At 72.4% G+C, this 11149-nt stretch carries 11 protein-coding genes; 4 read left to right on the top strand and 7 right to left on the bottom strand.

Annotation, left to right across the window (positions count from 1 at the left end; translation table 11 throughout):
* On the top strand, positions 1-1157 hold a 1157-nt coding region (locus ACFWU3_RS33480; RefSeq protein ID WP_384444941.1), incomplete at its 5' end, for a nitric oxide synthase oxygenase.
* 110 nt (positions 1158-1267) lie between these two features.
* Positions 1268-2317, top strand: a complete 1050-nt coding sequence (locus ACFWU3_RS33475) for a lactonase family protein (RefSeq protein WP_384444940.1) — start codon at positions 1268-1270, stop codon at positions 2315-2317.
* An 82-nt stretch (positions 2318-2399) separates the two neighbouring features.
* Here the strand turns inward: ACFWU3_RS33475 and ACFWU3_RS33470 are convergent, their stop codons facing one another.
* From ACFWU3_RS33470 to ACFWU3_RS33450, 5 genes are all read right to left on the bottom strand, one after another.
* Entirely contained in the window at positions 2400-3320 is a 921-nt protein-coding gene (locus tag ACFWU3_RS33470; RefSeq protein WP_384444938.1) for a sirohydrochlorin chelatase, read from the bottom strand.
* Between the two features lie 95 nt (positions 3321-3415).
* Complete coding sequence (locus ACFWU3_RS33465) at positions 3416-4423, bottom strand: N-acetylglucosamine kinase (RefSeq protein WP_384444936.1); 1008 nt, start codon at positions 4421-4423, stop codon at positions 3416-3418.
* Positions 4420-5097 carry a uracil-DNA glycosylase gene (locus ACFWU3_RS33460; protein ID WP_384444935.1) on the bottom strand — a complete coding sequence of 226 codons (678 nt, stop codon included), beginning with the start codon at positions 5095-5097 and terminating at the stop codon, positions 4420-4422. The genes ACFWU3_RS33465 and ACFWU3_RS33460 overlap by 4 nt, the downstream gene beginning before the upstream one ends.
* A 35-nt stretch (positions 5098-5132) precedes the next feature.
* Positions 5133-6218 (bottom strand): WD40/YVTN/BNR-like repeat-containing protein, encoded by a 1086-nt coding sequence (locus ACFWU3_RS33455; RefSeq protein WP_384444933.1) that lies wholly within the window; start codon positions 6216-6218, stop codon positions 5133-5135.
* Between the two features lie 318 nt (positions 6219-6536).
* Positions 6537-7616: an NADH:flavin oxidoreductase/NADH oxidase gene (locus tag ACFWU3_RS33450; RefSeq protein WP_384444931.1), complete on the bottom strand. Its 1080-nt coding sequence runs from the start codon at positions 7614-7616 to the stop codon at positions 6537-6539.
* A gap of 188 nt (positions 7617-7804) precedes the next feature.
* Between ACFWU3_RS33450 and ACFWU3_RS33445 the strand changes: the two genes are divergently transcribed.
* Entirely contained in the window at positions 7805-8155 is a 351-nt protein-coding gene (locus tag ACFWU3_RS33445; RefSeq protein WP_384444929.1) for an ArsR/SmtB family transcription factor, read from the top strand.
* Positions 8156-8157: 2 nt separating this feature from the next.
* Here ACFWU3_RS33445 and ACFWU3_RS33440 read toward each other — a convergent pair whose 3' ends face one another.
* Positions 8158-9525, bottom strand: a complete 1368-nt coding sequence (locus ACFWU3_RS33440) for an FAD-dependent oxidoreductase (RefSeq protein ID WP_384444927.1) — start codon at positions 9523-9525, stop codon at positions 8158-8160.
* 220 nt (positions 9526-9745) lie between these two features.
* Between ACFWU3_RS33440 and ACFWU3_RS33435 the strand changes: the two genes are divergently transcribed.
* Positions 9746-10303: a DUF6214 family protein gene (locus ACFWU3_RS33435; RefSeq protein WP_384444925.1), complete on the top strand. Its 558-nt coding sequence runs from the start codon at positions 9746-9748 to the stop codon at positions 10301-10303.
* A 23-nt stretch (positions 10304-10326) separates the two neighbouring features.
* Here ACFWU3_RS33435 and ACFWU3_RS33430 read toward each other — a convergent pair whose 3' ends face one another.
* Entirely contained in the window at positions 10327-10992 is a 666-nt protein-coding gene (locus ACFWU3_RS33430) for a DUF305 domain-containing protein (protein ID WP_384444923.1), read from the bottom strand.
* Positions 10993-11149 lie beyond the last annotated feature (157 nt).

Below are 11149 nucleotides of genomic sequence, written 5' to 3'. Positions count from 1 at the left end.
GCCCCGTCACCGGCTCCGGCCGGCCGGGCGTCGTCACGCCCCACGCGACGGGCGTACCGGTCGAGGAGGCCGAGGACTTCGTCCGGCTCCACCACCGCGAGGAGCGCCCGGGAGTGGACCCGGCCGCCCGGATCGCCGCCGTCCGCGCGGAGATCGACGCGACCGGCACCTACCGGCACACCGCCGACGAACTCGCCTACGGCGCACGGGTCGCCTGGCGCAACAGCAACCGCTGCATCGGCCGCTTGTACTGGCGCTCCCTGCGCGTCCGCGACCGCCGCCACGTCGAGGACGCCGAATCCGTCGCCCGTGAGGCGGCACTCCATCTGCGGGAGGCGACCAACGGCGGCCATATCCGGCCCCTGATCACCGTGTTCGCCCCGGACACCCCCGACCGGCCCGGCCCGCGGATCTGGAACGAACAGCTCGTGCGGTACGCGGGTTACCGCACCGGCGGGGGAGCCGTCGTCGGCGACCCGCGCAACGCCGGTCTCACCGAACTCGCCCTGCGCCTCGGCTGGCCGGGCGGGCCCGGTACGCCCTTCGACGTCCTGCCGCTGGTCGTCGAGGACGCCGACCGCAAGCCCCGCCTGTTCGACCTGCCGCCGGACGCGGTGCTGGAGGTCGAGCTGAGACACCCCGAGGACGACTGGTACGCCGACCTCCGTCTGCGCTGGCACGCCGTCCCGGCGATCGCCAACATGTGCCTGGAGATCGGCGGGGTCTGCTACCCGGCGGCGCCGTTCAACGGCTGGTACATGGGCACCGAGATAGGCGCGCGCAATCTCGCCGACACCGACCGCTACGACCTGCTGCCGCGCGTCGCCCAGCTCCTGGGCCTCGACACCACCACGGACCGCTCGCTCTGGAAGGACCGCGCGCTCGTGGAGCTGAACCGTGCCGTCCTGCACTCCTTCGACCGCGCCGGGGTCACCGTCACCGACCATCACACCGAGTCGCGCCGCTTCCTCACCCACATCGACCGGGAGGAGAGCCGGGGGCGCGGGGTCGGCGCCGACTGGTCGTGGATCGTGCCACCGATGTCGGGCTCGGCGACCCCCGTCTTCCACCGCACCTACGACGCGACCGAGTGGAGACCCGCGTACGTCCATCATCCCGATGCCCGCGCTCGTGCCGCCGGGGTTTGGAACGGGTGACGACACTTGGTCTAGACCGCTGCTACCGTCGGCCGGGCCACCAACGATCAGCGGGGCAGGAGCGATCAGCGGGGCACGAGAGATCCGTGGGAACAGTGGGAGGGAACGGCGTGGGCAACACGAACACCGGACGGGCATTCATCGGGTCCTTCACCTCCGCCGGCGGCCGGGGGATCATCGCCGCCGCCGTGGACGGGACGACCGGCGCCCTGACCGAGACGGGAGCCAGCGACGCGCTCGCGGACCCCTCGTATCTCACGCTGGCGACGGCCCCCGGCGGGCCGGTCCTCTATGCCGTCTCCGAGACCTCTGAAGGGGCCGTGGCGGCCTTCGACGTGCAGGGCTCGGCCCCCCGGCCGATCGGCGGCCGGGTGCCCGTCTGCGGCGCCGGACCGACCCATCTCGCCTACAGCGACGGCCATCTGCTCACGGCCAACTACGGCTCCGGCAGCGTGAGCGTGCTCCGCGTCAAGAGCGGCGGTGAGCCGGACGCGGCCAGCGGTGTGCTGCAGCACGAGGGAGCCGGGCCGCACCCGGACCGCCAGCGCGGTCCGCACGCCCACCAGGTGCTGCCCGACCCCAGCGGACGCTGGGTCCTCGGCGTCGACCTCGGCACCGACGCCGTACGCGTCTTCGCGCTCGACCCGGAGGCCGGCGAACTGACCCAGCACCGCGAGACGGCACTGCGCCCCGGCACCGGACCCCGCCATCTGGCGTTCCACCCCGCGGGCACGCACGCCTATGTGCTGAACGAGCTCGAGCCGACGCTCACCGTCTGCCGCTGGGACGCGGACGCCGGCGTGCTCGAACCGGTCGGTGAGACGCCCGTGCTGCCCGACGGCACGGACGGGCCCGTCTATCCCTCGGAGGTGGTGGTCTCGCACGACGGCCGTCATCTGTGGGCCGCGAACCGCGGACACGACAGCATCGCCGTCCTCGCGCTCGACGAGAGCGGTGAACGGCCGGAGCTGGTCACGACCGTCCCGTGCGGCGGCCACTGGCCGCGTGACCTGGTCCTGGACCCGACCGGCCGCAGGCTCTACGCGGCCAACGAGCGCTCCGGCAACGTCACCTGGTTCGACATCGACCCCGACACCGGAGTGCCGCACCGGGCGGGCTCCCTGGACGCCCCCGCGGCCTCCTGCGTGATCTTCGCCTGACGCGCCCCCGGGGCCACCCCGCCCTGCGGGAAGGGCCCGCACCGAGCAAACGGTGCGGGCCCGACGCGTCGTGCGGTGTGCGTCAGTGGGCGGGCGAGCCCTGCGGCTGCGGGCTGATGCCCAGAGCGGCCGCGTACTGGGACAGCACCAGCTTGCCGATCGCCGGGTAGGCGCCCAGCGGCTCGGACGCGGCGCAGCCGGCCTCCTTCACCGCGGCGTCGAGCAGACCCTCGGGCAGCTCGGGGCCGACGAGGTACGGCGCCAGGGCGAGCTGCGTCGAACCGGAGCCGCGCAGCTGGTCGCCGATCGCGGCGACGGCGCCCTCCTGGTCGAGGGCCGCGGCCATGACCGGTACCGCGAGCCGCGCGGCGAGCAGCATGCCGGTGATGCCGGCGGCCTGGACGGCCTCGTCACCGCCCACCGTGGCCAGGATGATGCCGTCGGCGGCCGTGGCGACGGTGAACAGCCGGGCGCGGTCGGCGCGGGCCAGACCCGCCTCGGACAGCCGCACGTGCATCGCCTCGGCGAGCAGCGGGTGCGGACCGAGGACGTCCGTCAGCTCGGCGGCGGCGCGGCTGTCCATGACGGCCTGGCGGATGCGGCGCATCAGGACGTTGTCCGGCCCTGCGAGCAGCGGCACCACGACGGCGGCGGGACCCTCGGGCTCCGCCACTTCACGGCCGGCCGCTCTCGCGATCTCGTACCGCTCGGTCCGGCGCGCGGCGGTGTGGGCGAGCACGGTCTCGAGCGTGGGGTACTCGGCGTCGTCGCCGTCGAGGTAACCGATGCCGGCCTCGAGGCCGGGAAGCTCGGACCGGGCGATGCTTATGACCTCTTCGGCCAGGCTCCGGGTGGAGGGCCCGGGAGCGCCGGGCACGGCGAGCACAAGCGCGGGCGCGCCCTCGGGAGCGGCCACGGGTTCCGGACGGCGGTGCCGTCCGGACTGACGCGGTCGCGGGCTTCGTACAGGCAGGCCGGATGCCGGCCCAGTGGGGGAGCTCATGGCGCCGCATGCTACTGGTTTTGTGGGTGCGGCTGTTCGGGGAGGGGGCGGTCCCGCGTCGTCTGTCCGTATTTATCCGATGAGTTCGCGGTGTCTCATCTGCCCTGCTCTGCCGGGACGTACAGCAGGGTCGGATGGCAGGGCAGCCGCAGCGTGTCCTGTGCCAGCGCGGACGCGACGAGAAGCGCGCCGTCGAGCGGATCCCCGGCCGCGGCGACCTGCCGGGCGGAGGGCAGTTGAGCGGCGAGTTCGGCCCTCAGCGGTACGAGCAGAGGGTCGCCCATCTTCAACAGGCCGCCCGTCAGCGCCACTTGGGGAGCGTCGGCCGCGACAACGCCGGCCCCTCCGCCGGCCGGAGGGCACACGGCCGACGCCGACTCCGCGATGTGCCCGGCGGCCCGGACGAGGATGTCCGCCGCCACCTCGTCACCGTCCGCGGCGCAGCGCGCCACCTCCGGCGCGAAGGAGGCCAGCACGGCCGGCCGGTCGGTACGCGGGTACAACGCGGCCGGCAGTTCCTGCGCCGGACCGAATGCCGACTCCATCGCGGCGAGCAACGCGGCGGAACCGCCGCGCCTCCCGTCGTGCGCCCGCAGCGCAGCGTCCAGTCCGGCCCGGCCGATCCAGGCTCCGCCGCCGCTGTCACCGAGCAGATGACCCCAGCCGTCGGCACGCCGCCAGGCGGAGAGATCCGTGCCCAGCGCGATCAGACCGGTGCCCGCGGCGACCACCGCGCCGGGACGCTGACCCAGCGCCCCCGCATACGCCGTGACGGCGTCCGCGGCGAGCGCGAGGCGACCGACGCCCAGTGACTCGCCCAGCGCGGCGGGCAGCTCCGCGCGCAGTTGCCCGCCGAGCGTCCCCATCCCCGCGGCGCCGATCGCGACCGCGGACACCTCGCCGCCGCCGGCCCGGTCGAGCAGGGCACGCGCCATCGGCAGCAGCTGCTCCAGCAGGTGCCCGGCGTCGATGCCCGAGCCGCCGGTACGCACCGGTTCCCGCGAGGCGAGCGACTCGGCACGCCGGGGCGCCGAGACGTCGGCGAGGGCCACACGCAGTCCGGAACCGCCCGAGTCCACTCCGAGGACCCGGCTCGCGGTCACGGAAGCTGCCAGTCGACGGGCTCCGCGCCCTGGCGTCGCAGCAGGTCGTTGGCCCGGCTGAACGGGCGCGAGCCGAAGAAGCCCCGGTCCGCCGACATGGGGGAGGGGTGCGAGGACTCGATCGCCGGAAGGTCACCGAGCAGCGGACGCAGATTGCGGGCGTCACGCCCCCAGAGCACGGAGACCAGCGGTTTGCCACGCGCCACGAGCGCCCGGATCGCCTGTTCGGTCACCTCTTCCCAGCCCTTGCCGCGGTGGGCCGCCGGTTTGCGGGGTGCGGTGGTCAGCGCCCTGTTCAGCAGCAGCACACCCTGGTGGGTCCAGGGCGTCAGATCGCCGTTCGAGGGCCGGGGGTGCCCGAGGTCCGCGTGCATCTCCCGGAAGATGTTGTCCAGGCTGCCCGGCACCGGCCGCACCTCGGGCGCGACGGAGAAGCTCAGCCCCACCGCGTGCCCGGGTGTCGGATACGGGTCCTGGCCGACGATCAGCACCCGTACGTCCTCGAACGGCTGCTGGAAAGCACGCAGCACATTCGGTCCGGCCGGCAGATAGGTGCGTCCGGCGGCGATCTCCGCGCGCAGGAAGTCGCCCATCGCGGCGATGCGTTCGGCCACCGGTTCGAGGGCGTCGGCCCATCCCGGTTCCACAATGTCCTTCAACGGTCGTGCTGCCACGGGGCGTCACTCTACTGGTGCGGTGACCTCGACCCTCAACTCATGGCCGCAGCCCGTACGCAGAGCACGTCCGGCAGATGCGAGGCCAGCTGCTGCCAGCTGTCTCCGTCGTCCGCGCTGGCGTACACCTCGCCGTTGCGGTTGCCGAAGTAGATCCCGGCGGGGTCGGCGTCGTCGGTGCACAGAGCGTCCCGGAGCACCGTGCCGTAGTGATCGCCCTCGGGCAGTCCGGCCGACAGCGCCTCCCAGCTGCCGCCCGCGTCGGTGGTCCGGTACACCCGGCACCGGCGGCCAGCGGGCACCCGGTCGGCGTCCGCGGTGATCGGGAAGACATACGCGGTGTCGCGGTGGTGCGGGTGCGCGGCCACGGCGAAGCCGAAGTCCGAGGGCAGGCCCGCTCCGATGTCCGTCCATTTGGCGCCGGCGTCGTCGCTGCGGAAGACACCCCAGTGGTTCTGGAGATACAGCCGGTCCGGATCCCCGGCGTCCTGAGCGATCTTGTGGACGCACTGGCCGAACTCCGGGTCGGGGTCGGGCAGGAAGACCGCGGACACGCCCTTGTTGGACGGCGCCCAGCTCTCGCCGCCGTCGCGGGAGCGGAACACACCCGCCGTCGAGACGGCGACCATCACCGACTGCGGGTCGCGCCGGTCCGTCACCACGGTGTGCACGGCCTCACCGCCGCCTCCCGGCACCCATTGGGAGCGGGTCGGGTGCTCCCACAGGGGCCGTACGAGATCGAATGTCTCTCCGCCGTCCTCCGAGCGGAACAGGGCGGCCGGCTCGGTGCCCGCGTAGACCACGTCGGGGGTTTCGGGGCCCGCGGGATGCAGCTGCCAGACGCGCTCCAGGGAGGCCCCGGTGTCCTTGGGGAACTTCACCGCCGGCTTGGCGGGCTCCACCCAGGTCTTCCCGAGGTCGTCGGAGTGGAACACCGACGGTCCCCAGTGCGCGCTGTCGCCGCCGACGAGCAGCCGGGGCACGGCCCTGCGGGTGTCGATGCCGATCGAGTACACGGCCTGCGCGTTGAAGTGCGGGCCGTCGAAGTCCCATGATCCGCCGCTTCTGCGGCCGATGAAGAGTCCTTTGCGGGTGCCTACGGTGAGCAGTACGTCGGACATGGTCGTGTGCCTCCAGGACGCCGTTGTCGCGGATAAGGGTCAGTCTGCACCCGGCCACCGACAGTGGCCCGTAGGTCGCGGTCGGCCCGGGCGGACGTCATGGAGAACAGACCGTTCCGGAAGGCGAAAGTCATCGGTGCGCGGCGACGGCACGGCGGCGGGCGCATACGACGGAGGCGTGGGACACGACGAGGCGTGGGACACGACGAGGCGTGGGATACGCGGGGACGTGGGATACGCGGGGACGTGGGACGACGAAGGGGCGGCACCCCTGTCAGGGTGCCGCCCCTTCGTGTGCCGCCTCGTCGTACCGCCGGTTCAGACGGAGCGGAGGTACTGCTCCGGGACGCGGATCTCCCCGCCGAGTTCGCGCGCGGCATGCCGGGCCCAGGACGGGTTGCGCAGCAGTTCGCGGCCGAGCAGGACGGCGTCCGCCTCCCCGTTCGCGATGATCTTCTCCGCCTGCTCGGCGTCGGTGATCATGCCGACGGCGGCGACCGGGAGACCGGTCTCGGCCCGCACCCGCGCGGCGAACGGCACCTGGTAGCCGGGGCCGGTCGGGATGGTCACGCGCGGGGCGTTGCCGCCGGAGGAGACGTCCAGCAGGTCGATGCCGTGCTCCTTGAGCAGGGCCGCGAAGCGGACGGTGTCGTCGGCCGTCCAGCCGCCTTCGTCCAGCCAGTCGGTGGCGGAGATGCGGAAGAAGAGCGGCAGCTCGTCGGGCCAAGAGGCCCGTACCGCGTCGACGACCGCGAGCGGGAACCGGGCGCGGTTCTCGAAGGAGCCGCCGTACTCGTCCGTGCGGTGGTTGGTGTGCGGCGAGAGGAACTCGCCGATCAGATAGCCGTGTGCGCCGTGGATCTCGGCGATCTCGAAGCCGGCGTCCAGCGCTCGGCGGGCCGCGGCGGCGAACTGCCCGACGATCTCCTCGATCTCCGCCGTCGTCAGCTCGTCGGGAACCGGGTGGCCCTCGTCGAAGGGGAGCGGGCTGGGCGCGAGGGGCTGCCAGCCGTGGTCGCCGGCGGCCACCGGCCCGCCGCCCTTCCAGGGGCGGTCCGTCGAAGCCTTGCGCCCGGCGTGCGCCAGCTGGATGCCGATGGTGGTGCCCTGGCTCTTCACGAAGCGGGTGATCCGGCGGAAGGACTCGACCTGGGTGTCGTTCCAGATCCCGACGTCCGCGGGGCTGATCCGGCCCTCGGGGGCGACCGCCGTGGCCTCGACGAGGATCAGGCCGGTGCCGCCCGTGGCGCGGGCCGCGTAGTGCGCGAAGTGCCAGTCGGTGGGGGCGCCGGCGTCCGGTCCGCTCACCTCTGCCGAGTACTGGCACATCGGCGCCATCCAGGCGCGGTTGGGGATGGTCAGCGATCGCAGGGTGTAAGGCTGGAACAGCGCGCTCACGACGGACTCCATTCGGGCGGGGCCGGTGTACGGCGGGTGGCAGGGCGAGGAACGGGTACGGGTGCGACCGGGACACGGGTGCTCGGCAGTCCCGGCCCCGCGACTCGTACGATACGCATCGTAGTACGGCGTGTGTCAAACTACGAGGGTTCTCGTACAATGAGAGCCCCGGACGAAGTGGAGCAGCCGTGACCACCACGACAAGCCCCCGCGAGCTCGCTCACCCCACGCGTGACGAGATCCGGCTGGAAGGCGTGCTCCACGCGTTCTCCGACCCCATGCGGCTGCTCGTGCTGAGGGAGCTGGCGGCCACCGGCGAGGCGCTCTCCTGCTCCCATTTCGACCTGCCCGTCACCAAGTCGACGACCACCCACCACTTCCGCGTGCTGCGGGAGAGCGGTGTGATCCGGCAGATGTACCAGGGCACGGCGAAGCTCAACGGACTGCGCCGTGACGACCTCGACGCGCTGTTCCCGGGGCTGCTCGACAGCGTCCTCGCCGCGGCGGCCCGGCAGGCCGACCGCCTCGGCGAGGCATAGCCTCAGCGCGCGGTGTCGCCGGCCGCGGCGCCCAGAAGCCCGTCCCAGTCGGGGATCTTGACGGACCGTCGCCCGAGCGTCTCACCGAGCGCGGCCTCGGCCGCCTCGATGGCCTGCCAGCCCGTCCACTCCACGGGGTGGTGTCCCGCCGCCCGCAGTTCCGCCACCGGATCCGCCGCCACGGAGCGCAGCGCCAGCGCGGCGCCGTCCTCCAGCAGCGAGGCCACCGTCTCCTTGGCGCACGGCCGGTTCGTCCCGATCACTCCGGTCGGGCCGCGCTTGATCCAGCCCGCCACGTACTCCCCGGGCGACGGGACCCCGTCCCGCAGGACTCGTCCGGCCGTGTGCGGCACGGTCCCGAGCGCCGCGTCGAACGGCAGGCCGGGCAGCGGCACGCCCCGGTACCCGACCGCGCGCAGCACCAGCTGCGCCTCGATCTCCTCGTACGTCCCGGTGCCCCGCACCGAACCGCCGGAGTCCGGCACGGTCCGCTCGAACCGTACGGCCGCGACCCGGCCGTGCTCCTCGACGAACTCCACCGGACGCAGGAAGAACCGCGGATGGATCCGGCGGTCCAGGCCGCGCGACGGCTGGGCCGCCCAGCCGCGTACGACGTCGACATTCCGCCGGCCGACCGCGGGAAGGGCGGCCGCGAGGGCGCCCGAGGTGTCCGCGTACACCGGGTCCAGTGAGAGGTCGGCCGGTTCGACGACGACCTCCGCCGAGGGCAGCGAGCCGAGTTCGCGCAGTTCCTTGGTGGTGAACTTGGCCTGGGAGGGGCCGCGCCTGCCGACCATGTGCACATCGCGCACCCGGCTCAGCGCCAATGCGCCGAGCGCGCCCTCCGGCACGTCGGTGGGCCGCAGTTCGTCCGCTCCGCGGGCCAGGACGCGGGCCACGTCGACGGCCACATTGCCCACGCCGATCACGACGGCCGAGCGGGCGCCGAGCGCGAAGTCGTTGCCCGCGGCGTCGGGGTGCGCGCTGTACCAGGAGACGAAGTCGGTGGCCGAGTAACTGCCGGGCAGATCCTCGCCGGGGATGTCGAGTCTGCGGTCCCGGGCGGCTCCCACGCAGTACACGACCGCGTGGTAGAGCTCCAGCAGACGCCCGGGAGTCAGCCCGTGCGCTCCCACCTCGATGTTCCCGACGAAATCGATCCGCTCCTGTTCCAGCACACCGCGGAGGTTGTTCTGCAGGGACTTGATCTTCTCGTGGTCGGGTGCGACCCCGTAACGCACGAGTCCGTAGGGGCAGGGAAGCCGGTCCAGAACGTGCACCCGCACATCCGGAACCTGGCTCTGCTGGACGAGATCCTGAGCGGTGTAGACCCCGCTGGGTCCCGATCCCACAACGGCGACGCGAAGCACAGCTGCGCTCCTTCCCGCAGGGAAACTCCAGCATCGCACCGGGGTACGGCGCTGGGGAGGTGTGACCCGGCGGCCTTTCGGTGGACGGGACCCCCAACGGGGTGCTCTGCGCCGGCCCGGTGTGCGTGCCGTCGCAGATCGACCGGAATTGACTGGTTACGTGCTAATTGTGCAAGAAACTACGTTTCTTAACGCTCATGATCAGAATGACCTGCATCAGGTGCTGCCCTTTCCGCCGGTCTGGGAGGTGCAGGGCCACGGCACCGTCACCACCGTCGAATCCCTCCCTGCGTACGAGCTCACCCAGCCCTGGTTCAACGTCCGGCTGACCTTCGCCGACGGGGCGCGCATCGAGGTGCTGGCCGTCGTCGACCAGGGGCGGATCGCGATCGAGGACATGCGCGCCGACCCGCCGCTGCCGCTGCGGAGCTTCACCGTGCTCGCCGACCGGATCGAGGACCCTCTCGAGGACGCCTGCCGTACGGCCGCGGGACGGGCGCCGCGCGTGGTGACGCCGCCTGCCGCACCCGACGCCCGCGAGGGCAGGGAACGGGGGAGTGCGCCTTTTCCGTCACGTCGCCGGGCGCGCACCTCTCCGCCGCGCGGCGCGGCCGGTCGCCGACTGGCCGCCGATGTCTACCGGAGCGCTCAGCAGGACGGCCGCGACCCCGTGCTCGCGGTGATGGGCGCGACCGGCCACGGTCGCCGCAAGGCCCTCCGGCTGATCGCCGGCGCGCGCGACGAAGGACATCTGCCGCCGCGCCACAACCGCCGCTAGCGCCGCGCGGACGCGGCCCGGCGTCACATCTTCCGCATCCGGCCGATCTCGCTCGTCTGCTGCGCGATCACATCCGTCGCCATCTCCTCGATCAGCACGTTGTTGCCCTCCGTCAGGGCCTCCGTGGCCATCGTGATGGCTCCCTGATGGTGCGTCATCATCAGCTTCAGGAAGAGTTCGTCGAACGCCTTGCCCTTCGCGGCGCGCAGCTGGGTCAGCTGCGCGGCGGTCGCCATGCCCGGCATCGGGGCGGCGCCGTGGTCGTGTCCGCTGTCGCCCTTCTTCCCGCCGTTGACTTTCAGCCAGCCCTGCATCGCCGCGATCTCGGGCTTCTGGGACGCCGAAATGCGCTCCGCCAGCCGCTTGACCTGCGTCGATTCCGCGCGGGTCGGCACCAGTGCGGTCATCGTCACCGCCTGGCTGTGGTGCGTGATCATCATGTGGGCGTAGGAGAAGTCGGCGGAGTTCGGCGAGTCGTCCGGGGCGGCCTTCCTGGCCTCCTCGGGGGAGAGTGTCTTCGCCGGTTCACCCGGCTTCCCCGGCGCGACCACCGAGGGGCCGCTGTCCCTCTTGGCCTTGGCCGGAGCGTCGCTGTCCGACTCGCAGGCACCCAGGGCGAGTACGGCGGCGGCCACGGCCACCGCGACCACCGGTCTGCGGGAACGTGAGGCCGGGCGGCGGTTCAACACGGAGACCTCCTGAGGCACTTGGGGTGTTCTATGACCGTCCTAGCACGCTTCGGAAGCCTGTTGATCAGAAACTTTCATTACGTCTCTGTTGCCATCTGTTGAGATGTCCATGCAAGGGAAGATACTGCGGTGGTCCGTGAACCGTTCAACTAGGAAC

This window comes from Streptomyces sp. NPDC058685, from assembly GCF_042714725.1.
In the GTDB taxonomy this organism is placed as follows: domain Bacteria; phylum Actinomycetota; class Actinomycetes; order Streptomycetales; family Streptomycetaceae; genus Streptomyces.
This window is presented reverse-complemented; position numbering and strand designations above follow the sequence as displayed.